The sequence below is a fragment of the Blastocatellia bacterium genome (genome assembly GCA_025054955.1).
Lineage (GTDB): Bacteria > Acidobacteriota > Blastocatellia > HR10 > J050 > JANWZE01.
This window is the reverse complement of record JANWZE010000030.1, coordinates 86,276-102,428: the sequence shown is the minus strand read 5'-3', so window position 1 is coordinate 102,428 and position 16,153 is coordinate 86,276. Positions and strand designations below refer to the sequence as shown.

Annotated in this window: 13 protein-coding genes; 10 read left to right on the top strand and 3 right to left on the bottom strand. The window is 56.8% G+C overall.

Annotated elements, in window-relative coordinates; genetic code table 11:
• Window positions 1-45 precede the first annotated feature (45 nt).
• The 4 genes from NZ823_03580 to NZ823_03565 are packed head-to-tail and all read left to right on the top strand — an operon-like array spanning window position 46 to window position 3,950.
• On the top strand, window positions 46-1,587 hold the full coding sequence (locus NZ823_03580) for a YifB family Mg chelatase-like AAA ATPase (GenBank protein MCS6804210.1): 1,542 nt from the start codon (window positions 46-48) through the stop codon (window positions 1,585-1,587).
• A gap of 9 nt (window positions 1,588-1,596) precedes the next feature.
• The gene (locus NZ823_03575; GenBank protein MCS6804209.1) at window positions 1,597-2,451 is read left to right on the top strand and encodes a CPBP family intramembrane metalloprotease; all 855 of its coding nucleotides are present in this window, start codon (window positions 1,597-1,599) and stop codon (window positions 2,449-2,451) included.
• Window positions 2,452-2,479: 28 nt separating this feature from the next.
• Entirely contained in the window at window positions 2,480-2,797 is a 318-nt protein-coding gene (locus tag NZ823_03570) for a hypothetical protein (GenBank protein ID MCS6804208.1), read from the top strand.
• A 13-nt stretch (window positions 2,798-2,810) separates the two neighbouring features.
• Window positions 2,811-3,950, top strand: a complete 1,140-nt coding sequence (locus tag NZ823_03565) for a Clp1/GlmU family protein (GenBank protein MCS6804207.1) — start codon at window positions 2,811-2,813, stop codon at window positions 3,948-3,950.
• Window positions 3,951-3,979: 29 nt separating this feature from the next.
• Here NZ823_03565 and NZ823_03560 read toward each other — a convergent pair whose 3' ends face one another.
• Genes NZ823_03560 through NZ823_03550 form a run of 3 tightly spaced genes read right to left on the bottom strand, consistent with a single transcriptional unit; the run spans window position 3,980 to window position 8,543 of the window.
• Complete coding sequence (locus tag NZ823_03560; protein MCS6804206.1) at window positions 3,980-5,986, bottom strand: molybdopterin-dependent oxidoreductase; 2,007 nt, start codon at window positions 5,984-5,986, stop codon at window positions 3,980-3,982.
• Window positions 5,983-7,785 carry an excinuclease ABC subunit UvrC gene (gene uvrC / locus NZ823_03555; protein MCS6804205.1) on the bottom strand — a complete coding sequence of 601 codons (1,803 nt, stop codon included), beginning with the start codon at window positions 7,783-7,785 and terminating at the stop codon, window positions 5,983-5,985. The genes NZ823_03560 and uvrC overlap by 4 nt, the downstream gene beginning before the upstream one ends.
• Window positions 7,786-7,805: 20 nt before the next feature.
• Window positions 7,806-8,543 (bottom strand): ZIP family metal transporter, encoded by a 738-nt coding sequence (locus NZ823_03550; protein MCS6804204.1) that lies wholly within the window; start codon window positions 8,541-8,543, stop codon window positions 7,806-7,808.
• 355 nt (window positions 8,544-8,898) lie between these two features.
• On the opposite strand from NZ823_03550, the gene NZ823_03545 reads away from it, so the two are divergent.
• The 6 genes from NZ823_03545 to murF all read left to right on the top strand — a co-directional run bounded on the left by NZ823_03545 (window position 8,899) and on the right by murF (window position 16,148).
• Complete coding sequence (locus tag NZ823_03545) at window positions 8,899-9,339, top strand: division/cell wall cluster transcriptional repressor MraZ (protein ID MCS6804203.1); 441 nt, start codon at window positions 8,899-8,901, stop codon at window positions 9,337-9,339.
• A 13-nt stretch (window positions 9,340-9,352) separates the two neighbouring features.
• A complete protein-coding gene (gene rsmH, locus NZ823_03540) occupies window positions 9,353-10,318 on the top strand; it encodes a 16S rRNA (cytosine(1402)-N(4))-methyltransferase RsmH (protein ID MCS6804202.1) in 966 nt (321 codons plus the stop codon).
• A 28-nt stretch (window positions 10,319-10,346) separates the two neighbouring features.
• On the top strand, window positions 10,347-11,018 hold the full coding sequence (locus tag NZ823_03535) for a hypothetical protein (protein MCS6804201.1): 672 nt from the start codon (window positions 10,347-10,349) through the stop codon (window positions 11,016-11,018).
• A 33-nt stretch (window positions 11,019-11,051) separates the two neighbouring features.
• Window positions 11,052-13,121: a transpeptidase family protein gene (locus NZ823_03530; protein MCS6804200.1), complete on the top strand. Its 2,070-nt coding sequence runs from the start codon at window positions 11,052-11,054 to the stop codon at window positions 13,119-13,121.
• A gap of 66 nt (window positions 13,122-13,187) precedes the next feature.
• Entirely contained in the window at window positions 13,188-14,696 is a 1,509-nt protein-coding gene (locus NZ823_03525; protein MCS6804199.1) for a UDP-N-acetylmuramoyl-L-alanyl-D-glutamate--2,6-diaminopimelate ligase, read from the top strand.
• A 27-nt stretch (window positions 14,697-14,723) separates the two neighbouring features.
• Window positions 14,724-16,148, top strand: a complete 1,425-nt coding sequence (gene murF / locus NZ823_03520) for a UDP-N-acetylmuramoyl-tripeptide--D-alanyl-D-alanine ligase (GenBank protein MCS6804198.1) — start codon at window positions 14,724-14,726, stop codon at window positions 16,146-16,148.
• The last annotated feature ends 5 nt before the right edge of the window (window positions 16,149-16,153 follow it).

Here is a 16,153-nt window from a genome sequence, read left to right as displayed (position 1 = left end):
TCATGACGAGCGTATATGGCCGGATGAAACGAATGGAGGAGTTCGATGCTATGCAAATCATTGAGTGCCGCTCTCTACGGCATAGATGCTTATCTGGTTGATGTTGAGGTTGACTTGTCACCGCAAGCTGGCGATCAAAGTTCCGTCTTCATCATGGTCGGCTTGCCGGACGCAGCGGTGCGCGAGAGCCGCGAACGAATTCGCGCAGCCATCAATAACTGCGGCTACTGTTTTCCGATTCATCGCGTGACCGTCAATCTGGCGCCTGCCGACATGAAAAAAGAAGGGTCCAGCTTCGACCTGCCGATCGCCATGAGTATCCTCGGCGCGAACGGAGAATTCGATCAACAGCGGTTGGAGGATACGCTCCTGGTTGGGGAATTGTCGCTCGATGGACGGGTCCGCCCGATCAAAGGGGCGTTGCCGATGGCAGTCGCTGCTCAGGAACGTGGTCTGCGCCGTATGATTCTACCTGAAGAAAACGCTTCTGAAGCGGCCGTGGTGACTGGCCTGGCCATCTATCCTGTAGCGACGTTGCAGCAGGTTGTTGACATCATCACAGCGAGCGAGCCACCGCCGCCGTTGCGCGTCAACGTTGACCAACTGCTGGCCGACATCAATCGCTACAGCGTGGACTTTAGCGATGTCAAAGGCCAGTTACACGCCAAGCGGGCATTGGAAATTGCTTGCGCCGGCGCTCACAACATCCTGATGATCGGTCCACCGGGCAGCGGCAAAACGATGCTGGCTAAGCGAATTCCTACCATTTTGCCGCCGCTCTCGTTTGAAGAAGCGATCACCGTCACCAAGATTCACAGCGTCGCCGGCTTGACCGACCGTAAGGGATTGGTCACCACACGCCCATTTCGCGCGCCTCACCATACCATCAGCGACGCCGGTTTGATCGGCGGCGGCGCTGTGCCACGACCGGGTGAAGTCAGCTTAGCGCATAACGGCGTGCTCTTCCTGGATGAACTGCCTGAATTTGATCGAAACGTGCTGGAAGTGCTGCGTCAACCGATGGAAGATGGCCGGGTCACCATCAGTCGGGCTGCTGTGTCGTTGACGTTCCCATCTTGTTTCATGTTGGCTGCGGCGATGAATCCGTGTCCGTGCGGCTACTGGGGTTCATCAGTCAGGGAGTGCACCTGCTCGCCGCTCAAGATCGAGCGATACGTCGCAAAAATTTCCGGGCCCTTGCTGGATCGCATTGACATTCATATTGACGTGCCTGCTGTTAAATTCAAAGAGCTCTCTTCAAACGTCAAAGGCGAAACATCCGACGTGATTCGTCAGCGCGTGGTGCAGGCTCGGCAGGTGCAAATGAAGCGATTCGCCGGCCAGGGCATTTACGCCAACTCACAGATGCCATCACGGCTGCTGCGTCAGTATTGTCAGATTGACGATGACTCGCGGCAGATACTGGAGCATGCCATTGCTCGATTGGGCTTGTCAGCGCGAGCCTATGACCGTATCCTTAAGGTGAGCCGGACAATCGCCGATATGGCTGGATGCGAGCGCATCCGGCCGGAGCACATCTCAGAAGCCATCCAATACCGCAGTCTCGACCGGAATTACTGGACATAAAGGAGCGATATGGAACCGAACAAGTGCTATCCGAATATCTCCCAATCACTGCTGCTGCTTCTGCTCTACATTGGGTTACAACTGGTGATAGCCGTGCCTGTGGCGATTCTCAGTCTCATCTTTAGGTTTCCGGAGATGCATCCGGTGGTGCTGGCTGTGATGAACGTCAGTGTCATGGGCATCCTGATCGCATGGGGCTTGCGCAAGACAGGCGCGCCGTTCCGTGAAGTCTTTCCGCTCAAGCGGGTCTCATGGTCTTTGTTTCTGCCGATTGCACTGACTGTGATGGGCATGAGCATTGTGGTGTCCGAAATTGGGAATCTGCTGCAGACCGTTTTTTCCATGCCTGAATGGCTCAAGAAGTTTATGGAAAAGGCTCTCAGCGAGCAAAACAGCGTGTGGGGCATCGTGCTGGTTGCTGTGATCATTGCACCGTTGACGGAGGAATTTCTCTTTCGCGGGTTGATCCTGCGCGGTTATTTGAAGCAGTATTCGGTGACCCGCTCGATCATCGTTTCGGCGATTTTGTTTGGTGTGTTTCACTTCAATATCTTCCAATTTATCGGTGCCACCATGCTTGGCATTCTGTTTGCCTGGTGGACAGTGCAAACGCGGTCATTGATACCGGCTCTGTTCGGGCATGCGTTGAACAACGCGCTGCCGATCATCTATGGACGGGTGCTCAAGCTGGATATTCCTGGTTACACCAGTGGGAATCTCGATCAGGTCGAATTTCATCCCGCCTGGTTCAACGCGATGGGAGTGGTCCTGGCTGCCGTCGGCGTGCTGATATTACACCAGATGTTTAGAACGCGCGCGGCTGTTTCGGTGAATGCGCTGGGCTGGAGCGGACAAACCGATTGAACAGGCAGCGATGGCCTGAGGAGGGGGTATGATTGGTAGAGATTTTGGTAGACGTTTAGGATTTTGCTTAATCTGTGCGGTGATCGGTGTGGCGATCATCGCCTCGTTGCTCGTGGGGAGCGCGGGCTCGTGGCCGCAGGCTGCGCCGACTGAGCAGCGAGTATTCGTCGGCATCAATCAGCAGGGCGATTTCCAAAAGGCGCTCAATGATGCGCTGGCCAAAGCCCAAGATGCCGCAGGCTGCTGTGATCACTTGGTCACCTACCGGGTCACTGACATTCAAGGTCAGGTCGGCGGGATTGCCGGACGGAACCAAATCACTGTGACGATTTCGGCCAGTTGGTAAGCGAACATCATTCATGAATGTGAATCACGCTGAGATTGATCTGCCGGAGGCTTGGCAGCGTGCAGTTGACGGGCTGTGCGCGCAGCCGGGATGTGTGACCATTCTCGGCGCAGTGGACACGGGCAAGAGCACGCTCACGCAAGTGGTTATTCAAGCATGGCAGCACGCAGGGCTTAGGATTGGTTGGATTGATGGCGATGTGGGCCAATCTGATCTTGGTCCGCCAACCACGCTGGCGTTGCAACTCATTGAACCGTCAACCAATCTGACCACGCCGCTGCGCCCCGATGCCATGAGGTTTGTCGGGTCAACCTCGCCTGCTGGTCACTTGTTACCTGTTGTCGTCGGGCTGCATCGGTTGGCGCAACTGGCGCGTGAACGTGGCGCTGCGGCGCTGGTGATAAATACCAGCGGGATGGTTTTCGGCGGTCCGGCGCGGACGCTGCATGCCCATCTGATGGATGCGCTCAAGCCGGATGTCGTGCTCGCGTTGCAGCGACAATCAGAGGTCGAACATTTGCTGCGTCCCATCGAGCGACAACGGCGCTGCCAGGTTGTTCGCCTTCCGGTTTCGGCGAGAGCCTCCCCACGCTCCCGCGAGGTTCGACAGCAATTTCGTCGCCAGCGCTTTCAGGCCTATTTGCAGGGGGCGCGGCTTCAATCCATCGCCATCGCGCAAGTCGGCGTGCAGAACATGTTCATACAGTCCGGCGTCCCGCTGTCGGTAACCGAACTGGGCAAGGCTTCTGCCAGGCTTGATACTCGCATCATCTATGGCGAACGATGTGCCGATGGACTCTTTCTGGTCGCTGACGGGTATTGGCATGACGATGCTCTTGCAAGCGTGCCGGAGCAGTTTGAAGTGCCGCGCGTTTTCATCATGCCGCTGTCAGACTTTGAAAATCGGTTGATTGGACTGAGTGATGAACAGAGTGATCTATTGGCGCTCGGCGTGCTTCAAGCTGTGGATTGGCCAAACAAGATCCTATATGTCCTCACGCCGCTGGATGACAGGGCATTGCCGCATGTGCGGCTCGTTCAATTCGGTTCGCTGAAACTGGACCCGTCGTCCGGCGTGGAATCGCCACTCGGCAACGCCCGTCGGTCATCGGCGTCGGCCCGCTTTTCGACTTGGACGCGTGCGTCGTTGTAGCCGGCTTCCAATACGGCATGGCTACAGCATCAGCCGGCCCACTTTTCGACTTGGACGCGTGCGTCGTTGTAGCAGGCGCCGCCGCCAACCTCGTTGACGTGCGCTGGCGCCAGCGCCGTCGCCGTCAATCCATTACCGCTACTGTGACGCCAGGCGCCTTTCGGCATGCTAACGACGCCCGGTCGGATTTTGTCGCTTACCCTCGCGCGACAAATCACTTCACCGAGTTCGTTGAACACACGAAGCTGATCACCGTCAGAAATGGCTCTGGCAGCCGCGTCCGTTGGGTGCATCGTGAGCCAGAGCGTCGGGTAGTTATACTCCCCCATCGTGCTCGTGATCATCTTGGACGTTGCCGGACTGATCATGGCGAGCGGGAATCGTTCGTTGCGCACCGGCTGATAATGAAACGGATGATCTCCCAAACAGGCCGGCGTGAGATGGATTTTTCCGTCCGGCGTGAGCGGAAAAACTGTTTGAAATTGAATCGGCGTGCGTCCAGGAAAGTCGAAATCATGCGGTCGCCCTGAGCTGAGCGTGGCGGCCTCCGCCGGTTTGCCGTGCAGCGACAACGCCGCTGCCACGCGATGCAGAGAGGCTTGCGCATCCAGATGAAACGGCTGATCGGTCCAGCCCATCGCACGGCCCAGCAGGGCAAACACTTCAAGATTGGATTTTGCTTGGCCGCGCGGCGCAATGGCGGGTTGCACGCCGCCGACGACATAGTTGCCGTAGGCTCGCTTGATGTCATGATGTTCGAGAAAAGTCGTGGCCGGCAGCAGGATGTCAGCATACAGAGCCGTGTCGGTCATCACCTGCTCGAACACGACCGTGAATAAGTCTTCACGCGCCAGGCCACGCAACACGAGATTTTGATCAGGGACCGTCACAGCCGGATTACAGTTGTAGACAAACAGCGCCTTGATCGGCGGCTGCAAATCGCCGGTGAGAACGCGCCCTAACTGTGACATGTTGATGATACGCGTGTGCCAATCGAGCGGGCCGAAGATTTGACTGATGTCCAATCGGGCCGCGCCGCTGTTGCTCAACGTATACCCGCCGCCACGCACGCCGAATTTGCCCAGCAACGCCGGCATCGCCAAGATGGCAGCAATGGCCTGACCGCCGTTGCGATTGCGCTCTGTGCCCCAGCCACAGCGAATGACAGCCGGCGTGGACGCAGCATAGACCTCGGCCAGCGTTTGTATGGCTTCAGGCGTCACGTCGGCTTCACGCGCCGCTCGCTCCAGAGGCCACGCATCAGCGGCGCGCAGCAGCGGCTCCACGCCATCCGCGTGATTACGCAAAAATGTGTAATCGAGCCGGCCAGCTTCTTTCCACAACCGAATCATTGCTAGGGCGACCGGCAAGTCCGTGCCTGGCAAAATCGGCAGATGCAGGTCAATCTCTCGATCCGAGAAATTGTTGACCGGATCAATGACGGCCACAAACGCGCCGTTTTGCTTCGCCTGCTTGATCAGTGGCATCAGATGAATGTTCGATACTTTGGGATTGGCGCCCCAAATCAGGATGAAACGAGCCACGGAAAAATCTTCAAATGCCACGCCGGGCATCTTACCGTACATCCCTTGAGCAACGGCCGTGGCCGGGCCGGCGCAGAGCGTTTTGGCCAATCGCGACGCGCCCAGTTTGGCAAAGTAGTAGTCATCCAGAAACTCTTCGGTGAGGAATCCGTTCGAGCCGCCATAATGGTAAGGCAAAATCGCCTCGCCGCCCCATCGCTGGATGATATCGCGCAAGCGTGTTGTGATCTCGGCAATGGCTTCGTCCCAGCCGATACGTTGGAACTGGCCAGTGCCCTTAGGACCGACTCGTCGCATTGGATACAGCAACCGGCGTTGATGGTAAACACGACGAGCAAAGCGGGCTACTTTGTCACAAATGAAGCCGTTCGTTGTGGGATGTGCTTTCGAGCCTCTAATGCGATGAATCGTGCCGTCGCGTACAACGACTTCCAGCGCGCAGGTGTCCGGGCAATCCATCACGCAGGTGGTCGGAATGATTGTTTCGTTCATGATTGTCGCTCGGCAAAGTGTTGGCATATACGCTGCGCCAGTTGGTCGCCGACAAACGGACGCAGTTCAGCCACGCTGGCTCGCTTGATCCGTTCAACGCTGCCAAAGTTGCGCAGCAATCGCATGGTGCGTCGTTGGCCGATGCCGGGAATGCTCAGCAGTTCCGAGGTCATGTGCCGTTTCTTGCGACGCAGTCGGTGATAGGTGATGGCAAATCGGTGGGCTTCATCACGAATCATCTGGATCAGATGTAATGCCGGACAGTGATGATCCAACACGATCGGTTCATCAGTGCGGCCGCGGACGTAGATGATCTCTTCGCGCTTGGCAATGGCCGCCAGCGGCTGGTTGACCAGACCGAGCGCATCCAAGGCGTCAGCGGCTGATGAAAGCTGCCCTTTGCCGCCATCAACCAGAATTAAGTCGGGCAGCTCTTTGTTCTCCCTCAGCAGGCGACTGTAGCGGCGGTGGATGACTTCTCGCATCGAAGCAAAATCATTTGCTCCTTCCACAGTCTTGATGATGAAGCGGCGGTACTCGCGTTTGACCATCTGACCGTTGTCACACACCACCATTGAAGCGACAGAATCAGTCCCTTGAATGTTGGAGATGTCAAACGCCTCGATGCGCCGGGGCGGCGCGGCTAATCCTATGTATTCGGCTAGTTCTTCAAGAGATTTGCGCCGGTCCGGCTGCTGCACGCGGAACCGTTGGTTAAAGGCCTGACGGGCGTTTTGGCTGGCCAGCTCAACGAGCTCGCGTTGACGCCCACGCTGCGGGTCTTTCAGGTAAACACGTCGGCCTCGCTTTTGACTCAGCCACTGCTCAATGAGCGCGCCATCGCTGACTTCGACGGGAAGGTGCACTTGGGCCGGTACGAATTCGGTATTGGCATAATACTGCGTGATCACCGTTGAAAGGAAATGACGAGGATCAAAATCGTCGGCGACGTCTTCCCAGAAAAATTCCCGCTTGCCGATGATCCGTCCCTGGCGCATCGTAAACACGTAGAGCGCCAGTCTGGGTCCTTCACGGTAATAACCGAACGTGTCCACGTCGGAATCGGATGCTTGCGCCATCTTTTGCACGACGCTCAATTGCTCGACCACGCCGATCAGGTCACGATAGCGCGCGGCAGCTTCAAAGCGAAGCTCTTCAGCAGCCCTCTCCATACGCGCTTTCAGTTCGTCGGCAAGGTCTTGGTTTTTTCCCTCTAGCAATTTCCTAACATCGCGGACCGCCTCTTGGTAGGTCTCTTCGCGGCATAATTCGCGGACGCACGGCGCCATGCACCGCTTGATCTGGTATTGCAAACAGGGGCGCTGCCGCCGTTGATACATCTGGAAGACCTCGTCCGAACAGGGACGGAGCTGGAATTGCCGATTCACCAGCTCAGCAATGCGGTCGGCCAGCGACGACGGCAAGTATGGTCCGAAGTAGAGTGCGCCATCTTTCTCAATCCGCCGCACCTTCACCACGCGAGGGTATGGCTCCTGAATGGTCAGTTTTAAGTGGGGGTAGTGCTTGTCATCTTTCAGGAGAATGTTGAACCGCGGTTTGTATTGCTTAATCAAATTGCTTTCCAGGATCAGCGCTTCTATTTCATTGTCTGTGATGATGAATTCCAGGTCGGCAATCTGCGCGACGAGTTCGAGCGTTTTCACGTCCTGCGTGCGTGATTGTTGAAAGTACTGACGCACCCGGTGACGCAGGCTCTTGGCCTTGCCGATGTAGATAATCTCGCCATCGGCGTTCTTGTACAGATAACACCCCGGTTGATCGGGCAGTGTATTTAGCACCTGGTTCAACTCCATCGCGTTTATAATCCTATCTGCTCCAGCAGTTGATCTGTCAAGTAAAACAATGCCACACCAGCAAACACGATGAACGAAGTAAAGCGGCCCTCTTTGTTGACTTCTGGAATCAAGTCAGAAGCCGCTACGTAGAGTGTAACGCCAGCCGAAATAGGCAAAGCATACCTGACTGAGCTTTCCAGCAAACCCACAGCCACCACGCCGGCCAGTGTGCTGCCCGCCACAAACAACGTGGCCTGTTGCGCCAGCCGTCGCGATTGCCCTGACGCCAATACAATGGAGGCAACAGTCACACCGTCGGGAATCTTGTGCGCTACTACGGCAAGAAAGATCAGCAGCCCCAATCGAAACTCAACCAACAGTCCAGCCGCAATCGAGACGCCATCGAAAAATGTGTGCATAGCCAGCCCACTAAGAGCTGCAATCATCGCGTTCTTTGACAGAATGGCGTCGGTGTGGGTTTCTTCTCCAAGATGGAAGTGGGGAACCACAGTATGCTCAAAAAGCTGTAGTAATAGATATCCCAAGAGGATTAAAGCCATGGGAACCTGGGGCATCTGCGGCCAGAGATCAACGGCCGCCGGGATGATCTCCAAAAATACAGCCGCCAGCATGAATCCTGACCCCAGAGCTACGATGCTGGCCAGAAACGCCGCGCTTATGCGTCGCCGTGACGTAAGCCAATACCCACCAGCGATATTGGCCAACGCGGCGATGAATCCGAAAATCAGTAGATAAGTCATGACCTTCCTTTGGCGTTGGACCTCAGTTGGATAGTTGTGGTCCACAAGTATACCGATTCGTTCCCCTCAATACAACAATTGGCACTCAGGCAACAGCCAACAGCCCCATTTTTGAATAATTGTGAGCATTGGTTAAAGTTTAACCTTAATATATTGGCCTAACCCACTAATAATTAGCAATTTTTGATTTGGGCTGGAAAAATTTTTCACTTGACAGAAAACGTTCAACTGGCGTACCATACAGCAGTGGCCAAAAGTGGTCAAAAGTGGTTGGGTACAGGGTGGTGTGGTAAAGAGACAGAGCGGGTCTAAAGTTATACATTAGGTTGCAGTAGGAAAGGAGATAGAAATCTGCATGTTACGTGGCCATTATAAAGCCAGTATTGACGATAAAGGCCGTCTCAAAATTCCTGCTGCGTTTCGTAACATCATTCAGGAAAAGTACGGCACAGAGTTCTTTGTGACCAGCATCACAGGCGAGTCGGCGTTGATTTATCCGTTGCCGGAGTGGGAAAAGATTGAGGCTCGGTTGGCAGAGCCGCCGATTATGGACCCGGCCAAGTTAAAGTTCATGGATAGAACGAGTTATTACGGCCAGCAGGCTTCGATGGACCCTCAAGGCCGTATTTTGATTCATCCTCTGTTACGAGAGAAAGCCCAGTTGGCGGGCGAGGTTTCGGTCCTTGGTTACCTCCATCACCTGGATGTTTGGAATACAGAAATTTTTGAGAGGCGGTTGGAGGAAAAGCCTTACATATCGGAAGATGCAGCGGCAATTGCAAAATTTGGCATATAGTGCAGACCCGGATATGAGTGCCAGCTCCCGACACCAGCCCGTGCTTGTTCGGGAGGTCATCAATTTCTTGCAGCCCGAGCGAGGCGGTGTCTTTATTGATGGGACAGTGGGCGTTGGTGGTCATTCGTGGGCTATGTTGGTCGCTTCGCCCCATTGCCGGGTGATTGGTTTGGACCGAGACGAATCAGCGCTGCGGATGGCCGTTGAGCGACTCAGTCAATTTGGTTCACGATTTTCTGCGATTCACGCGAATTTTAAGGAGCTGGCCGCTTTGTCTGAGGCTGGGATGATTCCTCCTGCGGATGGCATTTTGGTTGACCTGGGCATTTCTTCGCACCAACTGGATGATGCGAGTCGTGGATTCAGCTTTCAGCAGGAGGGACCGCTGGATATGCGAATGGACCGGCGGCAGCAACTGACAGCCGCCGACTTGGTCAACTCGCTTTCTGAAGTCGAGTTGGCCAACTTGATCTTTCAGTACGGGGAAGACCCGTTGGCTCGTCGTCTAGCTCGTGCTATTGTCAGGCAACGGCAACACGGCCGCATTGAAACCACCACGCAGCTTGCCTCTATTATATTGAAGGCGAGTGGGGGACGAGGGCGTTGGCGGATTCATCCTGCGACCAGGACATTCCAAGCATTGCGCATAGCCGTCAATGATGAGCTCAGTGGGTTGGATACGTTTGTGGCAACGGCTATCCGACAGCTCAAACCAGGTGGGCGCTTTGTGGCCATTACATTCCATTCTTTAGAGGATCGAATCATCAAGCAGTCATTGCGGTTTCATGCTGGGCAATGTCAATGCCGACCGCCGATTGCGCTGAGTGGAGCTCAGTGCCCCGGCTGTGGCGCTGGGCGTCGCGTTCAGATTCTGACGCGCAAGCCAGTCGTTCCGTCAGCAGCGGAAATCAGCCTGAATCCACGCGCGCGCAGCGCCAAGTTGCGCGCCTGTTGCAAGTTGAGCGGAGCAGAGCATTAGCTTGCTCTTCATCCTGGCAAAGCTGACCATGAAAAACAACTACTACATGCCGAGAATCGAAAATACGCCGCGTGCTCGCCACCTGACCACGCTGCACACAGGCCGTATTTTACCGATGGTTGTTGTCAGTGCGCTGCTGGTGGGCGGATTGATCTATGCCGTCGCGCTACGCGCTGAGACGGTGCAAGACCAGTATCGTGTTCAACAGTTGATGCGGTTGCGCCAGCAGTTGCAACGGGAGCGGCAGCGACTCGAGCAGGAGAGAGCTTACTATCGTTCTCCTCATGTGCTGGAGCCGTTAGCGCGACGCTTGGGTCTGGTTCGGCCCAGTGCCTCTCAGATTATCGTGGCCGGTGCTGATGGAGGTTTTCCACAGCGCTCGCCGGCGATGTCCAGTGGTTCGCAAGGGGCGCCGATCAAGGCAGTAGATGAGTTGACCCGAATGCAGAACGCGCATCGGCGTTCAAAGCAGTCTAGGACGGTCCGAGCCGGCGCCGAGAGTAAGCCGGTGGTGTCCGCACCATTGAAACGGCCGCGGTGGGTTGATTCCGTTGGTGGTCGAGGAACGATTTCAGAGCTGGCGCCAGAGAGCCGAACGAGCGCACAGACCGAGCTATTGCCCGCGACGGGATGGAGCCGGAGTGAGTCGCATCCGTCGGCGGAGCGTGTCGGGCACGCCTCAACGGCGGAGCAACGATAGCGACTGCGGCGTCGGCAGAACAGAGGGGGTGTGATGAAGAGCAGAGGTGGACAATCCAAGCTGCGGCAACGCAGCCTGCTGGTGGTCATTTTCATGGTGGGATGGATTCTGCTCATCATCGGGCGATTGATCTGTCTGCAGATCGTTCAGCACGAGGCATTGGCAGCCCGCGCCGAGCGGCAGCGTCAGCGGGTCGTTCGGATTAGTCCATTGCGAGGCATGATCTATGATCGGCTCGGTCGTGAGTTAGCCCGCAGCGTGGAGGTGCAGTCCGTGTTTGCTGTGCCGGCGGAGCTTGCTTCGGTGGCACAAGCGGCGACTGAGTTGGCGCGGGTTTTGGGGCTGAACCGATCAGAGCTTTTGCAGAAGTTATCCAGCGAACGCGAGTTTGTGTGGATCAAGCGCAAGCTCAGTGACGAGGAGGTGGCCGCTGTCAAATCCTTAGGTCTGTCCGGCATTCACTTTGTGAGTGAGAACAAGCGGTACTACCCGAATCGGCAGTTGGCTGCGCACGTGCTGGGTTACGTGGGGATTGATGAAGTTGGGCTTGATGGTGTTGAGCTGGCCTATGATGAGCACTTGCGCGGTCAGGAAGGATACGTGTTAGTGCAACGCGATGCGCGCGGGCGATCCTATGGGTTGGCGCAGCCGCCCGTTCACAAAGGTCAAGATGTGACACTGACGATTGACGCCGTGATTCAGCAAGAGACCGAGCAGGCGTTGGAACAAGCTGTGCGGCACTCCAGCGCGCAGAGCGGCGTCGCTATTGTCATGCAGCCGAGAACTGGCGAAATTCTCGCGATGGCGAGCATGCCGAGATTTGATCCAAATGAGTTTGCTGGCTCATCAGAACAACAACGTCGTAACCGCGCAGTGCGCGACCTCTATGAGCCTGGGTCGGTCTTCAAGATCGTCACCTATGCGGCGGCGTTGCAGGAGCGATTGGTCGGTTCTGAAGACATGCTGGATTGTTCTGGTGGCCGGGTGGTGTTGGCCGGACACGTGATCCGCGATCACAAGACGTTTTCCGTGTTGAGTGTGCAAGAGGCGCTGGAAAATTCCAGCAATGTAGGCGCGATTCGTCTAGGACTTCGCCTCGGTCAACAGCGGCTGGGCCGATATATTCACCAGTTTGGTTTTGGTCAGCGCACAGGGGTCGAGCTATCGGGCGAAGCGGCTGGCCTGGTTCGTCCGGTTCAGCAATGGAGCGCGCCTTCGATTGGCGCGATCTCAATTGGACAAGAAATCGGCGTGACGCCGTTGCAGATGTTAGCTGCGGTGGCGGTGGTGGCCAATGATGGCGTATGGGTGCAACCTCGTCTGGTACGCGCTGTGCATTCGCGAGCAGGGGACGTGATCACTGAGCCTGAGGCGCACACGCGGCGCGTGATTAGTCCACAAGTGGCGCGCACGGTGGCCAGGATGTTGGAAGGAGTTGTCCTGCGCGGAACGGGCAAACGGGCGCGACTCAATGGCTATTCAGCAGCCGGCAAGACCGGCACGGCGCAGCAATTTGATCCGGCGACTGGACGTTATTCCACGCATCGGTATGTTGCTTCGTTTGCTGGGTTCGCTCCGGTCAATCATCCTCAGGTCGCCGTCATCGTTGTCATTGACGGGCCACGTGGCGCGTATCATGGCGGTCAAGTGGCGGCGCCGGTGTTCCAACGAATTGCTGAGATGGCCTTACAGTATCTAAACGTGGTGCCTGACTCGGCCAAGCCCAACGTAGAATTTGCGGCATGGAGACAAGCCTTTGCCTCGGAGGAAACGGGAGGCGCCATCGCCGAGACAACGCCGACGAGCCAGTCCGATGAGCCGCTCCAACAGCCCGTGCAGGCGCACTCGCGCGAAGCAACGATGGAGGTTGGACTGACGCGCTGGAGCAATGGCTTGGCAACTGCGCAGCCCGCACAAGGGCACGAGGCTGCCCCCGTGATGCCGAGTTTCCATGGGCACACTCTACGATCAGTGGCCGACACGTGCGCTCGTTTAGGACTTCGCTTAGTTGTTGTTGGATCGGGGCGCGCCGTCAATCAAACGCCGGCGCCGGGCACGCCAATAGCCATCGGACAGACCTGTCAAGTTGAGTTTGCGCAATGATGGTCGTGCCGAGATAAATCTGTCATGTTGAGTTTGCCTGATGATGCTCGCGCGTGGAGAGCAGACATGACGCTGAGGGAACTAGCCAACGCCATTGGAGCGGAAGCTTCAGGAGAGCTCGACGTCCAGGTGACCGACGTGACGCATGACTCGCGTCGGTGCATCCCCGGCAGTGTGTTTGCAGCCATCTGTGGCGCGCGCTTTGATGGACATGACTACATTGCGCAAGCCATGGAGCGTGGCGCTGTGGCCGTCATATCGGAACGACCCTGCCCAGCCGATTTCTCCGGCTCATGGTTGCATGTGGATGATGTTCGGCTGGCCTTGGCCTTCGCCGCCGCAGAAGTCTTTGGCCACCCATCACGACAATTGCAGTTGGTGGGCGTGACGGGCACGAACGGGAAAACAACAACGACGCATCTGATTGATTCGATTTTCAGAGCGACCGGCGCCCCTTCAGCGATGCTGGGCACGATCCATTATCGGCTGGGCGATGAACAGCGCCCGGCTGATCGAACGACGCCGGAAGCGCCGGACATTCAACGATTCCTCCGCGAGGCCTGTCTGCGCGGCGCTCGATATGCCGTCATGGAGGTCTCCTCTCATGCGTTGGAGCTCAAGCGTGTGCATGGCAGTGAGTTTGCTGTGGCGGTGTTTACGAATCTGACGCCGGAGCATTTGGATTATCACGGGACGATGGAGCGGTACTTTGCCGCCAAGCGTCGGCTATTTGAAGGGGTCGGCGGGGCGCCGCCCCGATGTGTGGCATTGAACGCTGACGATCCGTGGGCCATGCGGCTATTCGAGTTCGCCTCCAGTCGTTCTCAACGAGTCTTGACCTATGGATTAAGTGAAAACGCTGATGTATCGGCGTCATCCTTCCAATGCGGATTGACCGGCCTGGAGTTTGAGGCTCGGACACCGCTTGGGCAGTTGGCAATCAAATCGGCGCTGGTCGGGCGACCACATGTATATAACGTGTTGGCCGCGATCACCGTGGGATTGTTGCTGGATCTGGATGAGGAAGTCATCGTGGATGGTATACGTCAATGCGGGCCGGTTCCTGGCCGATTTGAAGTTGTGGATGAAGGACAAGACTTCGCGGTCGTCGTCGACTACGCTCACACTCATGATGCGTTGAAGAACGTACTTGAGACAGCGCGAGTACTTACCCCCTACCGAATCATCACCCTCTTCGGTTGCGGCGGCGACCGCGATCTCACCAAACGCGCCCCAATGGGTGAAGTGGCGGCGCAATTGTCTGACATGGTGATTGTGACCTCAGATAATCCGCGGTCGGAAGACCCTGAAGCCATCATTCGAGACATCGAAGTGGGATTGCAGCGCGTTGGCAAGCCTTATAGCAAAATCGTTGATCGGCGCCAAGCGATCTATCACGCCATTGAGCAGGCTCGTTCAGGGGACTTGGTATTGATCGCAGGCAAGGGGCATGAAACATATCAGCTCATCAAGGATCAGACGATTCCGTTTGATGATCGTGAAGTAGCCAGGGAAGCGATCCGGCAACGGCTTGGAACGAGTAGCACGCAACCGGCATCGGCGACGGAGCGCTAGTGCAGGTGCGCAGCTCGGAGAAGGATTATGAAGTTGAGCGAAATTGCCCAGATCATCGAGGCGAGCGTTGAGCTTGATGCGGTTTCGGCTGGCATCGAGCCGCAAGGTTTTTCGATTGATTCGCGCACGATTGAGCCGGGCCAGTTGTTCTTTGCGTTGCGAGGCTCGACACATGATGGGCACGCGTTTGTTGCCGACGCGCTGGCGCGTGGCGCTTGCGCGGCGGTGGTCTCTGAGGAAGCGCCGACGCCTGAAGCTGGCGCGGGTGCTGCGCCATTGTTGCGCGTGAAGGATACGTTGGCGGCGCTTCAGGGGCTAGCGCGAGCCGTTCGTCAGGCATGGGGCGGCCCGGTAATCGGCATCACCGGCAGCGCCGGTAAGACGGCGACCAAAGAGTTAACCGCGTTGATGCTGGCCGCCGGCGGCGCGCGCGTGATCAAGACCATCGGAAATTTTAACAATCTGGTCGGCCTGCCCCTTTCGGTGCTTCAACTGATTTCACATGGCAGGCATCCGGCGGATGTTGACTATCTGGTTCTGGAAATGGGCATGAACCACCGCGGGGAGATTCAGCAGTTGTGTTCCATTGCTCAGCCGGATGTTGGGGTTGTAACGTTGGTAGCAGCGGTTCATTTAGAATTTTTCTCCAGCGTGGATGAGATTGCCGAGGCCAAGGCAGAGATGGTGGACAATGTCAAAGAGGGCGGGTTGGCCGTCTTGAACATTGATGATGTGCGTGTGGCGCGGATGCGCTTTCGGCGACTGATTGCCACGCGCACGTTTGGGATTGAGCATGACGCAGATGTGATGGCGCGCGAGATCGAGCTGCGTGGACTGGATGGCGTTCGCTTCACGCTGGATACGCCGCGCGGGCAAGTGGCCATTGAGTCGCCCTTGATGGGACGACACAGCATCTATAACGCATTGGCAGCGGCGACGGTGGCCGATTATTTTGGCGTTCCACTCGCGCAGATCGCCGCGGCGCTGGCGCAGGCTGCGCCTATTTCGAAGCGAGGCGAAGTCCTACGGTTTCCTCGCGGGTTTACCGTCATCAATGATGCGTACAATTCAAATCCACGCGCGTTGAATGAGATGGTCGCGCTGCTGTGCGCGACCAATAGTGTTAACCGACGCATTGTGGTGGCTGGCGAAATGCTCGAACTGGGTGAGAGCGCGCCAGCGATGCACCGTGAATGTGGCCGCCAGATGGCTCATCAGGGGATAGACATTGTTGTGGGCGTGCGCGGATTAGCCGCAGAGATCGTCAACGGCGCGCGCGACGCCTCCATGCCCGATGAGGCGGCCGTGTTTTACGAGACGCCTGAAGCGGCGGCTCGTTGGTTGTTTGACAAGTTGCGTGAAGGCGATCTGGTGCTTGTCAAGGGATCGCGCGCTGTTCAACTGGAGCGGGTGATCGCCGAATGGGAACGGTTGAGTGCTGAAGCCGAATGAGGCGG